This is a genomic window from Streptomyces djakartensis, from assembly GCF_014651075.1.
Classification (GTDB): domain Bacteria; phylum Actinomycetota; class Actinomycetes; order Streptomycetales; family Streptomycetaceae; genus Streptomyces; species Streptomyces djakartensis.
This window is the reverse complement of sequence record NZ_BMWE01000006.1, coordinates 144,374-162,497: the sequence shown is the minus strand read 5'-3', so window position 1 is coordinate 162,497 and position 18,124 is coordinate 144,374. Positions and strand designations below refer to the sequence as shown.

14 protein-coding genes are annotated in these 18,124 nt (G+C 71.9%); 5 read left to right on the top strand and 9 right to left on the bottom strand.

Translation table 11 applies throughout. The features are described 5' to 3' along the window. Window positions 1-75: 75 nt before the first annotated feature. The 3 genes from IE212_RS12390 to IE212_RS12380 form a co-directional block, all read right to left on the bottom strand. Window positions 76-462, bottom strand: a complete 387-nt coding sequence (locus tag IE212_RS12390) for a hypothetical protein (RefSeq protein WP_190197841.1) — start codon at window positions 460-462, stop codon at window positions 76-78. A 109-nt stretch (window positions 463-571) separates the two neighbouring features. Continuing rightward, window positions 572-4,291 (bottom strand): ABC transporter ATP-binding protein, encoded by a 3,720-nt coding sequence (locus IE212_RS12385; RefSeq protein WP_190197840.1) that lies wholly within the window; start codon window positions 4,289-4,291, stop codon window positions 572-574. 217 nt (window positions 4,292-4,508) lie between these two features. Next, on the bottom strand, window positions 4,509-5,360 hold the full coding sequence (locus tag IE212_RS12380; RefSeq protein WP_190197839.1) for a serine hydrolase: 852 nt from the start codon (window positions 5,358-5,360) through the stop codon (window positions 4,509-4,511). 246 nt (window positions 5,361-5,606) lie between these two features. Here IE212_RS12380 and IE212_RS12375 point away from each other — a divergent pair, with 246 nt between their 5' ends. After that, window positions 5,607-6,209 carry a hypothetical protein gene (locus IE212_RS12375; protein ID WP_190197838.1) on the top strand — a complete coding sequence of 201 codons (603 nt, stop codon included), beginning with the start codon at window positions 5,607-5,609 and terminating at the stop codon, window positions 6,207-6,209. A gap of 16 nt (window positions 6,210-6,225) precedes the next feature. Here the strand turns inward: IE212_RS12375 and IE212_RS12370 are convergent, their stop codons facing one another. The 3 genes from IE212_RS12370 to IE212_RS12360 all read right to left on the bottom strand — a co-directional run bounded on the left by IE212_RS12370 (window position 6,226) and on the right by IE212_RS12360 (window position 10,418). Next, entirely contained in the window at window positions 6,226-7,911 is a 1,686-nt protein-coding gene (locus IE212_RS12370; protein WP_190197837.1) for a thiamine pyrophosphate-binding protein, read from the bottom strand. Beyond that, window positions 7,908-8,891 carry an agmatinase gene (gene speB, locus IE212_RS12365; RefSeq protein ID WP_030241222.1) on the bottom strand — a complete coding sequence of 328 codons (984 nt, stop codon included), beginning with the start codon at window positions 8,889-8,891 and terminating at the stop codon, window positions 7,908-7,910. Before speB ends, IE212_RS12370 begins: the two co-directional genes overlap by 4 nt. Before the next feature lie 66 nt (window positions 8,892-8,957). Then, window positions 8,958-10,418, bottom strand: coding sequence for a sodium:solute symporter family protein (locus IE212_RS12360; RefSeq protein WP_190197836.1), 1,461 nt, complete (start codon window positions 10,416-10,418; stop codon window positions 8,958-8,960). Window positions 10,419-10,551: 133 nt separating this feature from the next. Here IE212_RS12360 and IE212_RS12355 point away from each other — a divergent pair, with 133 nt between their 5' ends. Together IE212_RS12355 and IE212_RS12350 are read left to right on the top strand one after the other, a co-directional pair. Beyond that, window positions 10,552-12,051, top strand: coding sequence for a PucR family transcriptional regulator (locus tag IE212_RS12355; protein ID WP_190197835.1), 1,500 nt, complete (start codon window positions 10,552-10,554; stop codon window positions 12,049-12,051). Between the two features lie 104 nt (window positions 12,052-12,155). Beyond that, the gene (locus tag IE212_RS12350; protein WP_190197834.1) at window positions 12,156-12,944 is read left to right on the top strand and encodes a phosphatase; all 789 of its coding nucleotides are present in this window, start codon (window positions 12,156-12,158) and stop codon (window positions 12,942-12,944) included. Here IE212_RS12350 and IE212_RS12345 read toward each other — a convergent pair. Both IE212_RS12345 and IE212_RS12340 read right to left on the bottom strand, forming a co-directional pair. After that, window positions 12,937-13,824 (bottom strand): acyl-CoA thioesterase, encoded by an 888-nt coding sequence (locus tag IE212_RS12345; protein ID WP_190197833.1) that lies wholly within the window; start codon window positions 13,822-13,824, stop codon window positions 12,937-12,939. The genes IE212_RS12350 and IE212_RS12345 overlap by 8 nt on opposite strands. A gap of 35 nt (window positions 13,825-13,859) precedes the next feature. After that, the gene (locus tag IE212_RS12340; protein WP_190197832.1) at window positions 13,860-15,017 is read right to left on the bottom strand and encodes an acyl-CoA dehydrogenase family protein; all 1,158 of its coding nucleotides are present in this window, start codon (window positions 15,015-15,017) and stop codon (window positions 13,860-13,862) included. Between the two features lie 174 nt (window positions 15,018-15,191). On the opposite strand from IE212_RS12340, the gene IE212_RS12335 reads away from it, so the two are divergent. Next, window positions 15,192-15,716: a hypothetical protein gene (locus IE212_RS12335; protein ID WP_190197831.1), complete on the top strand. Its 525-nt coding sequence runs from the start codon at window positions 15,192-15,194 to the stop codon at window positions 15,714-15,716. 106 nt (window positions 15,717-15,822) lie between these two features. Here IE212_RS12335 and IE212_RS12330 read toward each other — a convergent pair whose 3' ends face one another. Continuing rightward, on the bottom strand, window positions 15,823-16,416 hold the full coding sequence (locus IE212_RS12330; protein ID WP_190197830.1) for an SACE_7040 family transcriptional regulator: 594 nt from the start codon (window positions 16,414-16,416) through the stop codon (window positions 15,823-15,825). Between the two features lie 86 nt (window positions 16,417-16,502). Here IE212_RS12330 and IE212_RS12325 point away from each other — a divergent pair, with 86 nt between their 5' ends. After that, entirely contained in the window at window positions 16,503-18,119 is a 1,617-nt protein-coding gene (locus IE212_RS12325) for a carboxyl transferase domain-containing protein (protein WP_190197829.1), read from the top strand. Window positions 18,120-18,124: the final 5 nt, after the last annotated feature.

Here is an 18,124-nt window from a genome sequence, read left to right as displayed (position 1 = left end):
GTCCGCCGGAAGCTAGCGGACCAACTCACCGGAGCACCAGGGGACATGGGGAAAACCCTGTACGCGGGCGCGGCTTCAGCACAGGATCCAGCCGGAGCTGAACGACCCCCGGCCCACCGTGCCCTTCAGCCAGACGCAGCGGCGCCCGGCGTGCACGGTCACCGGACCCGCGTGGTAGGCGAACTTGCCCGCGTCGACCACCGGGCGGTTGCCGCGCGCCTGCACGCTCACCGACATCCGCTGCCGCACGCCGGGCTTCTTGGTGAGGGTGACGGCGCAGACGTAGCCGCCGCGCTTGAAGACGAGCACCGTGCCGGTGGAAAACGGCAGGATGCGGGCCTTGCGGCCGGGACAGAAGGCGGCGGCCTGCGCCTCGGCCGGAGCCGCGACGGCGAGCAGCCCGGAGGCGGTCAGCACGGCCAGGCCGAGCGCGAGGCGCCTGCGTATCGGTCCACTGCCCACTGTCGTCCTCCCGTACCGCGTCGTCCGCGTCCATCGGCGTACTGCTGTACGGACGCATGACGTATGTCGGACGGTTGCACGAGCGTAACGGAAACGCTGTTCGCGGCTCTCAGCGGGCCGCGCCGACCGGCTCCTCCGGCTCCGCGGCGCCGATGAAGGTCCGCCACAGCTCGGCGTAGCGGCCGCCGCGCGCGAGCAGTTCCTCGTGCGTGCCGTCCTCGGCGACCCGGCCGTGGTCCATGACGACGACCCGGTCGGCGCGGGCGGCCGTGCTCAGCCGGTGCGCCACGACGAGCGTGGTGCGGCGGCCCGCGACGCGGTCGGTGGCCTGGTTGACCTGGGCCTCCGTGGCCAGGTCGAGGGCGGCCGTCGCCTCGTCGAGCAGCAGGACGTCCGGGTCGACCAGTTCTGCACGGGCCAGGGCGATCAGCTGCCGTTGCCCGGCGGACAGGTTGCGGCCGCGCTCGGCGACCTCGTGGAGGTAGCCGCCCTCCAGGGTGGCGATCATCTCGTGCGCGCCGACCGCCCGGGCCGCCGCCTCGACCTCGGCGTCGGTGGCGTCGGGCCGGCCGTAGGCGATGGCGTCCCGGACGGTGCCCTGGAAGAGGTACGCCTCCTGCGGGACGACGCCCAGACGGTGCCGGTAGGCCGTGAGGTCCAGGGCCCTGAGGTCGGTGCCGTCGACGGTGACCCGGCCGCTGGTCGGGTCGTAGAAGCGGGCCACCAGCTTGACGAGGGTCGACTTTCCGGCGCCGGTCTCGCCGACGAACGCGACGGTCTGCCCGGCCGGGATGCGCAAGTCCACCCCGCTCAGGGCCTCTTCGTCGTCGCCGTACGCGAAGTGGACGTCCTCGAAGGCGATCTCCCCGCGCAGGGACGGCACGTCGAGGGGCGCGTCGGCGGACTTCGTGGAGGTCGGCTCCTGGAGGAGCTCCTGGATGCGGCCCAGGGACACCGACGCCTGCTGGTATCCGTCGAAGACCTGGGACAGCTGCTGCACGGGGGCGAAGAACAGGTCGATGTAGAGCAGGTACGCCACCAGCGAGCCGATCGCGAGTGTCCCGTCGTCGACCCGGGCACCGCCCACGACCAGTACGGCCGCCGCCGCCACCGACGACAGGAACTGCACGAAGGGGAAGTACACGGAGATCAGCCACTGGCCGCGGATGCGCGCCCGGCGGTAGCTGTCGCTGCGCTCGGTGAACCGCAGCCCGCCGTCCCGCTCGCGCCGGAAGGCCTGCACGATCCGCAGCCCCGACACCGACTCCTGGAGGTCGGCGTTGACCGCCGACACGCGTTCGCGGGCCAGTTCGTACGCCTTCACGCTCGCCCGGCGGAAGAAGAAGGTGGCGATGATCAGCGGCGGCAGCGTCGCGAAGACGACCAGCGCGAGCTGTACGTCGATCACCACCAGGGCGACCATGATGCCGAAGAACGTGACGACCGAGACGAAGGCCGTGACCAGGCCGGTCTGCAGGAACGTCGACAGCGCGTCGACGTCGGTCGTCATCCGGGTCATGATCCGGCCGGTCAGCTCGCGCTCGTAGTAGTCGAGCCCGAGGCGCTGGAGCTGGGCGAAGATCTTCAGCCGGAGCGAGTACAGGACCCGCTCCCCGGTGCGTCCCGTCATGCGGGTCTCACCGATCTGGGCCGCCCACTGCACGACCACCGTGAGCAGCCCCAGCAGGGAGGCCGCCCAGACGGCGCCGAGCGCGACCTGTGTGACGCCCGAGTCGATGCCGTGCCGGATCAGCACGGGCAGCAGCAGGCCCATGCCCGCGTCGACGGCGACCAGCAGGAGACTGACCAGCAGCGGCAGCCCGAAGCCGCGCAGCAGCCGCCGCAGGCCGTACGACTCCTCCGGCCGGACCGCCCGGGACTCGTCCACGTCGGGCACGTCGGTCGCCGGGGGCAGCGCCTCGACCTGGGCGAGGAGCTCGGGGGTGGCGGGGCTCTCGGCGAGGGCGGTGTCCTCGCGCTCGCGGTCACCGGTCCACAGCCGGGGCGTGACCCCGCGCTCGGCGTCGAACTCCGCGTCCAGCTCGTCCCGGACGGAGGTGTCCTCCTGCGGGCAGGCCGGCTGGGTGTGGCCCGGGGAGACGGCGCCCAGCTCGTCGGGGTCGGTGAGCAGGCGCCGGTAGAGGGCGGAGCGCTCCTGGAGCTCGTCGTGGGTGCCGATGTCGGCGAGGCGGCCGCCGTCCAGGACGGCGATCCGGTCGGCGAGGTTCAGGGTGGAGCGGCGGTGCGCGATCAGCAGGGTAGTGCGGCCCCGCATGACGCCCTTCAGGGCCTCGTGGATCTCGTGCTCGACCCGGGCGTCCACGGCGGAGGTGGCGTCGTCCAGGACCAGCAGGCGCGGGTCGCTGAGGATGGCGCGGGCGAGGGCGACGCGCTGGCGCTGACCGCCGGAGAGGGTGAGGCCGTGCTCGCCGACGGTGGTGTCGTAACCGTCGGGGAGCTCCTGGATGAAACGGTCCGCCTGGGCGGCGCGAGCGGCCTCCTCGATCTCCTCCTGGGTGGCGTCCGGGCGGCCGTAGGCGATGTTGTTGCGGACCGTGTCGGAGAAGAGGAAGGAGTCCTCCGGGACCAGGCCGATCGCCGCGCGCAGCGACTCCAGGGACAGCTCGCGCACGTCGTGGCCGCCGACGAGCACGGCACCCCGGGTGACGTCGTAGAAGCGCGGCAGGAGGAGGGAGACCGTGGACTTGCCGGAGCCGGAGGAGCCGACCACGGCGAGGGTCTCGCCCGGGCGGATCTCGAAGGACAGCCCGTCGAGGACCGGGTGGTCGGTGTCGTAGCCGAAGGAGACGTCGTCGAACTCGACGGTGGCGGGGGCGTCGGCGGGCAGTTCCTTGGTGCCGTCCTGGAGGGAGGGCTCGGTGTCGATCAGTTCCAGGACGCGCTCGGTGCCGGCGCGGGCCTGCTGGCCGACGGTGAGCACCATGGCGAGCATGCGGACCGGCCCGACCAGCTGGGCGAGGTAGGTGGAGAAGGCGACGAAGGTGCCGAGCGTGATGTGCCCGCGCACCGCCAGCCAGCCGCCGAGGGCCAGCATCGCGACCTGGCCGAGCGCCGGGACGGCCTGGAGGGCCGGGGTGTAGACCGAGTTCAGGCGGATGGTGCGCAGCCGGCCGGCGAAGAGCCTGCGGCTGACGTCCCGGAGCTTGCCGGTCTCCTGCTCCTCCTGCCCGAAGCCCTTCACGACGCGTACGCCGCTGACGGCGCCGTCGACGACTCCGGCGACGGCGGCGGCCTGGGCCTGCGCGTACCAGGTGGAGGGGTGCAGGCGGGTGCGGCTGCGCTTGGCGATCCACCAGATGGCGGGGGCCACCGCCAGGGCGACGAGGGTGAGGGGCCACGACAGCGACGCCATGATCACCAGGGAGATCGCGAACAGCAGGAAGTTCCCGATGGTCATCGGGAGCATGAAGAGCAGGCCCTGGATCAGCTGGAGGTCGCTGGTGGCCCGGCCGACGACCTGGCCGGTGGACAGCTCGTCCTGGCGTCGGCCGTCGAGGCGGGTGATCGTGCCGTACATCGCCGTCCGCAGGTCGTGCTGGACGGCGAGGGCGAGGCGGCCGCCGTAGTAGCGGCGGATGTAGGTGAGGACGTAGACGACCAGGGCGGCGGCGATCAGCAGACCGGCCCAGGTGGTCATGTCCCGGGTGTGGTCGCTGATGACGTCGTCGATGATCACCTTGGTGATCAGGGGGACGAGGGCCATGACGGCCATGCCGGCGAGGGAGGAGCCGAGGGCGAGTACGACGTCCTTCGGGTGGTGCCACGCGTAGGCCCACAGTCGTCGTGCCCATCCCCGTTTCGGTGTCACGCCGGTGCCCTTCCGTCGTCCTGGTCTGCCGGAAGACACCAACGCGGGTGGGAGCGGATTTCATCCCGCCGCAACAATTTCTGTTCGTCCTCCGGTGCCGCGCCGTGGGGGTCGATCGCGCCCACGCGGCGGAGCCGCATGTCGATACCGCCCGCGCCCCCAGGGTGTCTGTGCGTGCTCGAAACGAGTGAGCAGGGGTCCTCTGAGCTGGTGAAGATCAGCTCGCCGCCAGGTCCCGGTGGATGGTCCTGGCCACGGCCTGGATGGTGGCGATGCCGTAGTTCATGGTGCTGTTTCCGTGGGTGAGCACCGTCATCACGTAGTCGTGGCCGCCGCCCTTGAACGCGCCGACGCTGTGCACGCGCCAGCCGTAGGTGGAGCGCTGCAGCCAGCCGTTCTTCACGGCCACGGTGACGCCGGAGGGCGCTCCGTACGGCGTGCCCCAGCGCTGGGACGAGACGACCTGGCCCATCAGCTTGAGGACGTAGGCGCGGGAGTTGTCGCTGAGGACCGCGTTCCTGGCCGTGAGGAGCTTCAGCAGCTTCTGCTCGTCGGTGACGGTGATCTGCGTCAGGCCCCAGTAGCCGTTCGCGCCGGGCTTGGTCTGGGTCATGCCGGCGGCGGTGAGGAAGCCGTTGATCTTCGTCAGGCCGAGCTGCCTCCACAGGGTGGAGGTGGCGGCGTTGTCCGACGTGGTGATCATGGCTTTGGCGAGGGTGGTCTCACGGTCGGTGAGATACCGGTTGCTCTTCTTCGCGTCCCAGAGCAGGGCGGCGAGGACGGTGACCTTCACGACGCTGGCCGAGTCGTAGGCGGAGCTCGCGCGCAGCGTGCAGGTGGTGGCGGTGCTGCGGTCGTACAGACCCAGCGCGACGGTGCCCTGGCGGCCCGCGAGCGCGGCGGTGATGTCCTGCTGCAGCTTGGCGGCGAGCCCGGCCTTGGCGGACGTGCAGGTCACGGCCGCGGGGGCTGCGGCGGCGGGCGTGGCGGCGGCGACGAGCGGCACGAGCACGCCCGTACCCAAGGCCGCCGCGAGTACTCTCGCGCGGCGGGATATTCCAGGATTCATGCAGCCTTCGACTCACGGGCCAGGAGGAATGGTTGTAGGCGTTGACGAAGGCTTGTGCGAGTCGTTACCGAGGGCCGTGTCCTGCCGGGACTCTTGACGCCCTCTCTCCCGTCGGGATACTTGCGGTCGGCAGCGCCCCAACTGCCGCACCGGGCAGCAGAGTTCGCCACTCGTTCGCCCGAGATCCCGAACGCCGTGCGAAGTTTCGCCCCCACGCGTCACGGCCACCCCACCGGAGGATCCCCCGTGAACCCACGCAAGGCGGTCATAGCCACTCTGACGGCCGCGCTCCTGACCGGCCCCGGCGTCGCCCAGGCCGCCACCCCGCGGACGGCGCCCGCACCGGCCCGGGACCGCGCCGCGGCGGCCACCATCACCTGGTCCCTCGTCCGCGCGAGCAACCCCACCGAGGACCAGCGCACCGCCTACGACGCCATCACCCGGGCCATGAACGCGGCGGTGGCGCGCTACAACAACCTCAGCGACCTGGGCAAGACCATCACCGTCCGCTACGAGCCGGGCGTCCCCACCGCCGACGGCAACATCAACGGCACGATCCGCTTCGGCGGCAACCGGAGCTACATGAACGAGCGGACGGCCCTGCACGAGATCTCCCACACCATCGGCGTGGGCACCAGCTCCGGCTGGCCGCGCCTCGGCGGCAGCGGCACCTGGACCGGCGGGCAGGCCACCGCTCTGGTCAAGCAGTACGACGGCTCGGGCGCCAAGATCTCAACCGGCGGCGGGCACTTCTGGCCCTACGGCCTCAACTACGACAACGAGTGGTCGAACGCGGCGGCCGACCGCCACGTCCGCATCGTCGCCGCGATGGTCCGCGACGGCCTCTGACGGCCGGCCGGGGCGCTCAGCCCAGGTGCGTGGGCGCGAACATCCGCAGCACGGCCGGGAGCAGGACCACCGAGGGGCCCGGCGCCGCGAGTTGCTCCGCGAGGTCCCGCTCCAGGTTCTCCGGGGTCGTCCGGACCCCGGGGACGCCGAAGGACTCCGCCAGTGCCACGTAGTCCGGCCGGGTCAGTTCCGTCGCGGTCGCCTCGCCGAACGCGTCGTTCATGTACTCGCGCAGGATGCCGTAGCCGCCGTCGTCGACGATCAGCCAGGTGACGTCGAGGCCGTACTGGCGGGCCGTCGCAAGCTCGGCGATCGAGTACAGGGCCCCGCCGTCGCCGGAGACCGCGAGGACCGGCCGGGTCGGGTCGGCGGCCGCCGCGCCGAGTGCCGCCGGGAAGGCGTAGCCGAGGCCGCCCGCGCCCTGGGCGGAGTGCAGGTGGTTGGGGCCCTTGGCGTCGAAGGCCGACCAGGCCCAGTACGCGAGGATGGTCATGTCCCAGAAGGACGGGGAGTCGGCGGGAAGCGCCCGGCGGACGGCCGCCAGCACGTCCTGTTCCAGGGTGAGTCCCTGTCCGGCGATGCGGTCGGCGACCTTCGCGAGCAGGTCCCGGACCCGGTCGGCCGCGGTCGCGTCCTCGCGTGGCGACGCCGTCTCCAGCAGCGCCTGCAGCGCGAGGCGGGCGTCCGCGTGGATGCCCAGCGCCGGGTGGTTGGACTCCAGCTTGCCGAGGTCGGCCTCGATCTGGATGACCCGGCCCCGGGGCTTGAACGTGTGGTAGTTGGAGGACAGTTCCCCCAGTCCGGAGCCGACGACGAGCAGGACGTCCGCGTCTTCCAGGAAGTCGGTGGTGTGCCGGTCCTCGATCCAGGACTGGAGGGACAGCGGGTGCTTCCAGGGGAACGCGCCCTTGCCGCCGGGGGTCGTGACGACGGGCGCCCGGAGCAGCTCGGCCAGCTGCCTGAGCTTGCCCGAGGCGTCCGCGCGCACCACTCCACCGCCCGCGATGATCGCCGGACGGGCCGCGTTGGACAGCAGGTCGGCGGCCACGGCGGTCAGTTCGGGCCGCGGCGGCAGCTCCTCGGGGAAGGCGTCGCCGCCGGTCACCTGGGGGATCGACGTCTCGGCGAGCAGCACGTCCTGCGGGATCTCCACCCACACCGGGCCGTGCGGGGCGGTCAGCGCCGACTTCCAGGCCGCCTCGAGGGCGGACGGGATCTGGGACTGGGCGCGGACGGTGTGGACCGACTTCACCACGCCCCGGAACGAGGCCGCCTGGTCGGGCAGTTCGTGGAGGTAACCGTGCCGGCCCCCACCGAGCCCCGCCGTCGGGACCTGGCTGCTGATCGCGAGGACGGGTGCGGAGGCGGCAGCGGCCTCCTGGAGGGCGGCGAGGGAGGTCAGGGCGCCCGGCCCCGTCGACAGCAGCAGCGGCGCGGCCTCGCCGGTGATCCGGCCGTAGGCGTCGGCCGCGAACCCGGCGTTGTTCTCGACCCGCAGGCCGATGTACCTCAGGTCGGAGCGGCGCAGCGCGTCGAACATGCCGAGCGCGTGCTGGCCGGGCAGACCGAACACGGTCGTCGCGCCCAGCCCGGCCAGCGTCTCCACGACCAGGTCTCCGCCGGTGCGGCCGGGCGGGGGGTTCAGTGCCGCCTCCGTCTGGGCGGGCGTGGGGCGGAGCACCAGGTCGTGGTCGTGCGTCACTTCGCTTCCGAGTCCTTCCGGGCCGCGGCGATCTGGCGGGACATGATCGTGGTCAGTTCGTACGCCGTGTGGGACGCGGCCACCGACGTGATCTCGGCGTGATCGTACGCGGGGGCCACCTCGACGACGTCCGCGGAGACCAGGTTGCAGGACGCCAGCCCGCGAAGGATCTCCAGCAGCTCGCGCGAGGTCATGCCGCCGGCCTCGGGAGTGCCGGTGCCGGGCGCGTGGGCCGGGTCCAGGCAGTCGATGTCGATGGAGATGTACAGCGGCCGGTCGCCGATGCGCTGGCGCAGCTGGTCGGCGACCTCGTCGGCGCCGCGCCGGTAGACGTCCGCCGAGGTGACGATGCCGAAGCCCATCTTCTCGTCGTCGGTGAGGTCCTGCTTGCCGTAGAGCGGGCCGCGGGTGCCGACGTGGGAGAGCGCCGAGGTGTCGAGGATGCCCTCCTCGACGGCGCGGCGGAAGGGGGTGCCGTGCGTGTACTCGGCGCCGAAGTAGGTGTCCCAGGTGTCGAGGTGGGCGTCGAAGTGCAGCAGGGCCACCGGGCCGTGCTTCTTCGCCACCGAGCGCAGCAGGGGCAGCGCGATGGTGTGGTCGCCGCCGAGCGTCATCAGACGGGCGCCGGAGCCGAGGAGGTCGTCCGCGGCGGCCTCCACGGTCTCGACGGCCTCGTTGATGTTGAACGGGTTGACGGCGATGTCACCGCCGTCCGCGACCTGGGCCAGGGCGAAGGGCGAGGCGTCCTGCGCCGGGTTGTACGGGCGCAGCAGCCGGGACGCCTCGCGGATGGCGTTGCCGCCGAAGCGGGCACCCGGCCGGTACGAGACACCCGAGTCGAACGGCACGCCGACCACGGCCACATCGGCCCGTCCGCCGACCTCGTCGAGCCGGGGCAGCCGGGCGAAGGTCGCGGGGCCGGCGTACCGCGGGACGCGGGAGGAGTCGACGGGCCCGCGGGGAGTCTCGTTGCTGCTCATCAGGAAATGCCTTCTCTCTTACGCTTCATCGCGTATGCACTGCTATGTACTGCTTGGTGTATGACTCTACCGGGGAGTCGTGACCGGTTCGGACGGGAGTTCGGGGGTGCGCCCGGTGAGCCGCTCGCGCCAGGCGGCGAGGACGGCCGGGTCGGTGGCGGGGGTGGCCAGGGAGACGGACAGATAGGCGGCGAGGGAGGCGAGCAGTCCGTAGTAGACGGGCTCGTTGGCGAGGATGCCGTGCGTCGCCATCAGCGCGATGACCGCCAGCCCGCCGACCACGACGGAGGCGAGGGCGCCGTACACCGTGCCCCGCTTCCACACCAGCCCGCCGAGGATCGGCACGAGCAGTCCGCCGACGAGGAGGTTGTAGGCGACGGTCAGCGCCTCCACGACGTTGTCGATCGCGATGGCCGTGCCGATGACCGCGAGGCCCATGAGCAGGATGAAGGCCCGGTTGCCCTTCACCTCGTCGCGCTCGGCCCCCGACGAGGTGACGACGCCCCGCAGTCGGGACCAGATGTCGTTGTTGGCGACGGTGGCGCAGGCGATCAGCGCGCCGGACGACGTCGACATCACGGCGGCCAGGGCGGCGGCCAGCACCAACCCCCTGACTCCGACGGGCAGTTCCTCCTTCACGATGGTCGCGAAGGCGTCGTCCGCGCTGCCGAGCTTCGGGTACAGCACCTTGGCCGCCGTGCCGATGACCGCGCCGGCGAGGGCGTACGCGAGGCAGTAGGTACCGGCGACGGTCCCGCCCCACTTGGCGGTCCGGTCACTGCGGGCGGTGAAGACGCGCTGCCAGATGTCCTGTCCGATGAGCATGCCGAAGGTGTAGATCAGCACGTAGGTGAAGATCGTCTCGCCGCCGATGCCCAGCGGGTCGAAGTACTCGGTGGGCAGCCGGTCCCTCATCTCGCCGAAGCCGCCGGCCTTGACGACGGCGATCGGCAGCAGCAGGAGCAGCACGCCGATGGTCTTCACGACGAACTGCACCATGTCCGTGAGGGTGATCGACCACATCCCGCCGAGCGTCGAGTAGGCGACGACGATGGAGCCGCCGAGGACGATCGCGAGCGTGCGGTTCATGTCGAACAGGACGTCGAAGATCGTGGCGTACGCGATGGTCGAGGTCACCGCGAGCATGAGGGTGTACGCCCACATGACGACACCGGAGATCACGCCCGCCCGGCCCCCGTAGCGCAGGTCGAGCATCTCGGAGACGGTGTACACCTTCAGCCGGGCGACGCGGGCGGAGAAGAAGACGGACAGGGCGAGCAGGCCCAGGCCGATGGTGAAGACCATCCAGGCGCCGGACAGGCCGTACTGGTAGCCCAGTCCCACACCGCCGATGGTGGAGGCGCCGCCGAGGACGATCGCCGCCATGGTGCCGGAGTACATGGCGGGGCCGAGGCGCCGGCCGGCCACCAGGAACTCGCTCTTGGACCGGGCGCGGCGCATGCCCCACCAGCCCATGGCCAGCATCCCGGCCAGGTAGGCGACGATCACGAGATAGTCGACGGCCATGAGGACCTCCTTCGCGCACGCTTCAGCGGCGGGGGACGAGGTGGACGAGCACTGACCCTAGGTGGCCGGAAAGCGACTGCGAAGTGTACGTTTCATCCACTTGAGTGGCGCCTGTATGGAGGGAACGCACACCATGCCCGATCCGGCGGTGCCCCCGACGCCCCCCGTTCTCCTCGCGTCCCTGCTGGCCCGTGAGGATCTGGCCCTGCGCCGGATCGCCGGCCCGGACGACCCCACGGCCGTCGTGCACTGGGTGCACACCTCGGAGATGGCGGACCCGTACCCGTACCTGCTGGGCGGGGAACTGCTGCTCACGGCGGGCGTGCACATCCCGGAGGCGGCGGGCTCAGGGACGTACTTCGACGACTACGTGTCCCGGATCGTGGCCGCGGGCGGCGCGGCCCTGGGCTTCGGGGTGGCGCCGGTGCACGACACGGTGCCGAGGGCGCTGGTCGAGGCCTGCGAGAGGCACGGTCTGCCGCTGCTGGAGGTGCCGCCGCAGACCACCTTCTCGGGCGTGGCCCGCGCGGTCTGGCAGCTGATGGCCCGGGCCCGCCTGGCCGAGCTCCGCCGCGTCACCGAGGCCCAGCAGAGCCTCACCGCCGCCGCCTCCCGTCCCGACCCGGTCCCGTCGGTCCTCCGGCAGCTCGCCCAGCGACTGGGTGGCTGGGCGGTGCTGTACGGGCCGGAGGGGGCACAGATCGCGGGGGCGGGACGGCAGCCCGGGAAGGAGGCGGCCTCGGCACTGGCGGGGCTGGCGGAGGTGGTACGGCCGGCGGACGGGGGGTCCGGTGGGCCCGGGGTGTCCGCGGGGCCGCCCCACCCCGCCTCCGCCACCGACACCGCCTTCGGCACGCACCTGGCCGCCTACGCCCTCGGCGCCGGGCACGGCTTCGTGCTCGGGGTCGCCGTGCCGGAGCGCGCGCCGGGGGACCACACCGTCGCGTCCGTCGCGGCCGTGCTGCTGTCACTCCTCACCGGTGAGCAGCAGAGCGGCACCGGTGCCGCCCGTTCCTCGGCGCTGGTGCGGCTGCTGCTGGGAGCCGCGCCCGAGGAGGTCGCTCCGCTGCTCGGCGGGCGGCGCTGGGTCGTCGTGCACGCCCGGCCGGACGGTCAGGGCGTCCCGGACCAGATCGCGGCCTCAGCGCTGGGCGCGGCGCTCGGCTCCGCCCTGGTCGACCCGGTGGGCGACGTCGTACGGGTCCTGGTCCCGGCCGACCGGCCACCGGCCCCGCTGCCCGGCTGGACCCTGGGCGTCAGCGCCTGCGTCGCCCCTCAGGACTGGCCCGCCGCCGACACCCAGGCGGCCCGCGCCCTGGCCCGGGCCCGCGCCACCCGCACCCCGCTGCTGAGGCACGGTCCGCGCCCCGCTCTGGCCGACCTGATCCCGCCGGACGAGGCGGTGGCCCACGCACGTACGCTCCTCGCCCCCGTCACGGCCCGGCCCGCGCTCACCGAGACGCTGCGCACCTGGCTGTCCCTGCACGGCAGTTGGGACCGCACCGCCGTCGCCCTTTCGGTGCACCGCAACACCGTGCGGCAGCGCATCGCCCGGTGCGCCGCCCTGCTGGAGACGGACCTGGACGACCCGGACGTACGCATGGAACTCTGGTTCGCGCTGCGGCGGATCTGAGTACCGCGGCCCACGTCGGCCCGCGTCCCACTGAGTACGTGACGCACATCGCAGGGTGCGATACGCCAGGGACGCCCCCAGGGGGCTGCCTCACAATGGGAGGCATGCCGATACCCGGGACACCCAGCCGCGCCGAACTCGTCGACCACCTCGTCAGGACGCGCATCGCGGGCGATGTCGCCACCCCGCGCGAGAACAACCTCTCCCACTACCGCAAGCTGGCCAACGGCGACCGCCACTACTGGCTCGGCCTGGAACTCGGCGACCGCTGGGGCGACGAGCAGGACGTCCTCGCGGTGATGGCGGAGCGCGTCGGCGTGCACGACGACCCCGAGCACCGGTACGGCCAGGACACCATCGACCCCGAGCTGACCGTGGCGGCCCTGGACCGTCTCGCCGGCCGGCTGCGCAAGGCGGCCGACGACCGGCAGCGGGTCCTGTTCGCCACCGGCCACCCCGGCGGCCTGCTCGACGTCCACCGCGCGACCGCGTCCGCCCTGCGCGCGGCCGGGTGCGAGATCGTCGTCATCCCGGACGGCCTGACGACCGACGAGGGCTACGTGATGCAGTTCGCGGACGTCGCGGTGCTGGAGCACGGCGCCACCCTGTGGCACACCCACTCGGGCGAGCCGATGAAGGCCATCCTGACCGCTCTGGAGCGCGCCGGCCGCCCGCTGCCCGACCTGGTCGTCGCCGACCACGGCTGGGCGGGATACGCGGGACAGCACGGCGTCGACTCCGTCGGCTACGCCGACTGCAACGACCCGGCCCTGTTCATCGCCGAGGCCGAGGGCACCGTGCAGGTGACGGTGCCCCTCGACGACCACGTCGTCAGCCCGCGCCACTACGACCCGATGACGGCGTACCTGCTGGCGGAGGCGGGCCTCAGCTAGCGCCCGTGCCCGGCTCGCGCGGGACGCGGACCACGCCCTCCTGGATCACCGAGATGGCCAGCCGCCCGTCCTGCGTGTAGATCCGGGCCTGCCCCAGTCCCCGGCCGCCGTGCGCGGACGGGGATTCCTGGTCGTAGAGCAGCCACTCGTCGGCGCGGAACGGCCGGTGGAACCACATCGCGTGGTCCAGCGAGGCCCCGACGACGTCCCCGACGGCCCAGCCGCCACGCCCGTGCGCGAGCAGCACGGAGTCGAGCAGCGTCATGTCGGAGACGTAGGTGGCGAGGACGACGTGCAGCAGCGGATCGTCGGCCAGTTTGCCGTTGGTGCGGAACCACACCTGCGAGTGCGGCTCGCGCGGCTCGCCGAACTTCCCGTACGGCGGTTCGTCGACGTACCGCAGATCGACGGCGGCCCGCGCCTCGAGGAACTTCTCCACGATCACGGGGTCGAGATGGCCGTACCCGCGCAGCCGTTCCTCCCCGGTGGGCAGCGTGACGGGGTCGGGCGCGACCGGCATCGGGTCCTGGTGGTCCAGCCCGTCCTCGTACACCTGGAACGACGCCGACAGGTGGAAGATCGGCTTGCCGTGCTGGACGGCGACCACCCGGCGGGTGGTGAAGGACCGGCCGTCGCGGATGCGGTCGACGGTGTAGACGATGGGCGCGCCGGGGTCCCCCGGACGCAGGAAGTACGCGTGGAGGGAATGGGCGAGCCGGTCCCCGGGGACCGTCCGTCCGGCGGCGACGAGCGCCTGCGCGGCGACCTGCCCGCCGAAGACCCGGGGGACGACGGCGGACCGGGACCGGCCGCGGAATATGTCCTCCTCGATCTGCTCGAGGTCGAGCAGATCGAGGAGGTCTTGAAGTGCCTGACTCATGAGGACTGTTGTACCGGCCAATGACTACGGCCGTCTTACAGCCCCATGTCCTTCGCGATGATCGACTTCATGATCTCGCTGGTGCCGCCGTAGATGCGGTTGACGCGGTTGTCCGCGTACAGGCGGGCGATCGGGTACTCGTTCATGAACCCGTAGCCGCCGTGCAGCTGGAGGCAGCGGTCGATGACGCGGTGGGCGACCTCGGTGCAGAACAGCTTCGCGGAGGCGGCCTCGGCGGGGGTGAGCTCACCGGCGTCCAGGGCCTCGGTGGCGCGGTCGACGACGGCCTCGGCGGCGTCCACCTCGGCCTGGCAGGCGGCCAGCTCGAACTTGGTGTTCTGGAAGGACGCGACCGGCTTGCCGAAGACGGTGCGGTCCTGGACGTACTGCTTGGCGAACCGCACGGCGGCCTTGGCCTGGGCGTAGGCGCCGAAGGCGATGCCCCAGCGCTCGGAGGCCAGGTTGTGGCCGAGGTAGTAGAAGCCCTTGTTCTCCTCGCCGAGGAGGTCCTCGACGGGGACCTTGACGTCGACGAACGCCAGCTCGGCGGTGTCGGAGGTCTTCAGGCCGAGCTTGTCGAGCTTGCGGCCGACGGAGTAGCCCTCGGACTTGGTGTCCACGGCGAACAGGGAGATGCCGTGGCGGCGGTCCTCGGCGGTCGGGGCGGAGGTGCGGGCGCAGACGATCATGCGGTCGGCGTGGACGCCGCCGGTGATGAAGGTCTTGGCGCCGTTGAGGACGTAGTGGGTGCCGTCCTCGCTCAGCTTGGCGGTGGACTTCATGCCCGCGAGGTCGGAACCGGTGCCCGGCTCCGTCATCGCGATGGCCCACATCTCCTCGCCGGAGACGAACTTCGGCAGGTAGCGCTTCTTCTGCTCGTCGGTGGCGAGCATCTTGATGTAGGGCAGGGCGAGCAGCACGTGCACACCGGAGCCGCCGAAGGCGACGCCCGCGCGAGCGGTCTCCTCGTAGAGGACGGCCTCGAACTTGTGGCTCTCCAGACCCGCGCCGCCGAACTCCTCCGGCACGTTGATGCCAAAGATCCCCAGCTCGCCGAGCTTGTAGTAGAAGTCGCGGGGCGCCTGGCCCGCCGCGAACCACTCGTCGTACACCGGCACGACCTCGGCCTCGATGAAGGCGCGCAGGGTCTCCCGGAACGCCTCGTGATCCTCGTTGAACACCGTACGGCGCACGCCGCCACCTCCACGGACCTCAGCTGTCTAAGCGCTTGCTCACCCTAAGATACCGGCGAGTATCAACGACCGTCCAGGGTGGTGGCGGGGTAACGCTCGTCACGCGGGACCCTCCCGTGCCGCCGGCACGACGCCCGGCGCATGTCCGGCCACCGCGGCGGGCAGAGCTGACTCATGGCTGACACGAGCGGCGACGCCGCCCCCGGGGTGCAGGTGTGCTCGCTGAAGGTCGACACGCCTCAGCCGATCGCACCCGGGAGCGGCTACAAGGTGGTCCGGTTCCCCTTCGGCGCGGCCGAGTCCAGCGACCGGTTCGAGATGCACCAGGCCGCGCAGCCCGACGGCTATGTGGTGAGCGACTGGGCTACGGACGACCGCAGCGGTCTGATCTGGCCGGCGAAGACGGGCTGGGGCCAGCTGTACGCGATGATCCACTGGGAGGCCCCGAGCGGGACGGGCGGTTACACCGAACTGCGCGACCAGTTCGTGCGCGACCCGCTGGGCCTGACCCCCGACCCGGGCGACACCACGGCCACGGAGCACCGGGCGCCGTCCCCGGGCGGCCAGTACTTCACCAAGAGCCACGGCATCTTCGTCGCCCCGGGCACTCCGCTCGCACTGCGCGTCACACACAACGACGCCAACGCGAGGCTGCTGACCCTCGCCGAGTTCAAGCTCGTCATTCATCACGCCGCTTAGGGACACGGCGCACGGCCCGGCGGCAGCCGGACAGCCGATCCGGCGGCCGTCGGGCGAGCAGCCCCTGGATGCGGCCGGTGAGCCGGGACCGGCCGGCGGGCCCTCCCTAACCACCCGCCGCCGCGAACGCCCCCCGCGCCATCCGGTGCAGCAACTCCGCCGTGGCCCCCCGTCCGGGCAACGACCCGCCCCTGCCCAGGTGAGGCGTCGAGTTCAGCAACCCGAACACCGAGTGCACGGCGGACCGGGCCGCCGGCTCCCCGAGCTCCGGGTGCGCCTCCCGGACGACCCCCACCCAGAGCTCCACGTACTGCCGCTGCAGCTGCCGCACCATCTTCCGGTCACTGTCCCGGAGGCGATCCAGCTCCCGGTCGTGCAGGGTGATCAGAGGCCGGTCGTCGAGCGCGAAGTCGATGTGCCCCTCGATCAGCGAGTCGAGGACCGCCTCCGGCCCGCCCCCGTCCGCCTCCGCCAGCCTCCGCTTCGCCCCGGTCAGCAGCTGCCCGCTGATCCCCACCAGCAGCTCCGCGAGCATCGCGTCCTTGCCGGCGAAGTGCCGGTACAGCCCGGGCCCGCTGATCCCGACCGCGGCACCTATCTCGTCGACCCCTACCCCGTGGAAGCCCCGCTCGGCGAACAGCCGCGCGGCCTCCTTGAGGATCTGCTCGCGGCGGGTCGGGGCGTCGCTTCTGGTGGTCATGAAATCAATTCTAGACAGCGAGGTTAGCGGTCGTTAACCTGAAGGAAATGCGTTAACGCTCATTAACCAGTGAGGGGACCCGCAGGATGCACGAGGCACCGGAGCTCACGAGCGCGGCAGACCCCGCGTCGGAGGCCTTTCGGGCCAACGAGGAGGCGCACCGCACCCTCGTGGAGGAGCTGCGCGGCAAGCTGGCCGCGGCCGCACAGGGCGGCGGCGAGAAGGCCCGCGCCCGCCACACCGCGCGCGGCAAGCTGCTCCCCCGCGACCGCGTCGACACGCTCCTCGATCCGGGATCGCCGTTCCTGGAGCTGGCCCCGCTCGCGGCCGACGGGATGTACGAGGACCAGGCCCCGGCGGCCGGCGTCATCGCCGGCATCGGCCGGGTCAGCGGCCGCGAGTGCGTGATCGTGGCCAACGACGCCACCGTCAAGGGCGGCACGTACTACCCGATGACGGTCAAGAAGCACCTCCGCGCCCAGGAGGTCGCCCTCGACAACCGCCTCCCCTGCGTCTACCTCGTGGACTCCGGCGGCGCCTTCCTCCCCATGCAGGACGAGGTCTTCCCGGACCGCGACCACTTCGGCCGCATCTTCTACAACCAGGCCCGCATGTCCGGCGCCGGCATCCCCCAGATCGCCGCGGTCCTCGGCTCCTGCACGGCCGGCGGGGCGTACGTCCCGGCGATGAGCGACGAGGCGGTGATCGTCCGCGACCAGGGCACGATCTTCCTGGGCGGGCCGCCCCTGGTGAAGGCGGCCACCGGCGAGGTCGTCACGGCGGAGGAGCTGGGCGGCGGCGAGGTCCACTCCAGGACCTCGGGCGTCACGGACCACCTCGCGGAGAACGACGCGCACGCGCTGCGCATCGTCCGCACCATCGTCTCCACGCTCCCCGCGCGCGGGGCACCGCCCTGGCAGGTCACGGAGGCGACCGAGCCCAAGGTCGACCCGCACGGTCTCTACGGCGCGGTCCCGGTCGACTCCCGCACCCCGTACGACGTGCGCGAGATCATCGCCCGGGTCGTCGACGGCTCCCGTTTCGCCGAGTTCAAGTCGGAGTTCGGCCAGACGCTGGTCACCGGTTTCGCCCGGATCCACGGCCACCCGGTGGGCATCGTCGCCAACAACGGCATCCTGTTCTCCGAGTCCGCCCAGAAGGGCGCCCACTTCATCGAGCTGTGCGACCAGCGCGGTATCCCGCTGGTGTTCCTGCAGAACATCTCCGGGTTCATGGTCGGCAAGGACTACGAGGCGGGCGGCATCGCCAAGCATGGCGCCAAGATGGTCACGGCGGTCGCCTGCACACGCGTGCCGAAGCTGACGGTCGTGGTCGGCGGCTCGTACGGGGCGGGCAACTACTCCATGTGCGGCAGGGCGTACTCCCCCCGCTTCCTGTGGATGTGGCCGAACGCCAAGATCTCGGTCATGGGCGGCGAGCAAGCGGCCTCGGTCCTCGCGACCGTCAAGCGCGACCAGATGGAGGCGCGCGGCGAGTCCTGGCCGGCCGAGGACGAGGACGCCTTCAAGGCCCCGATCCGCGCCCAGTACGAGCGCCAGGGCAACGCCTACTACGCGACGGCCCGCCTGTGGGACGACGGCGTGATCGACCCGATGGACACCCGCCAGGTCCTGGGCCTGGCCCTGACCGCGTGCGCCAACGCGCCCCTGGGTGACCCCCAGTTCGGCGTCTTCCGGATGTGAGGGGA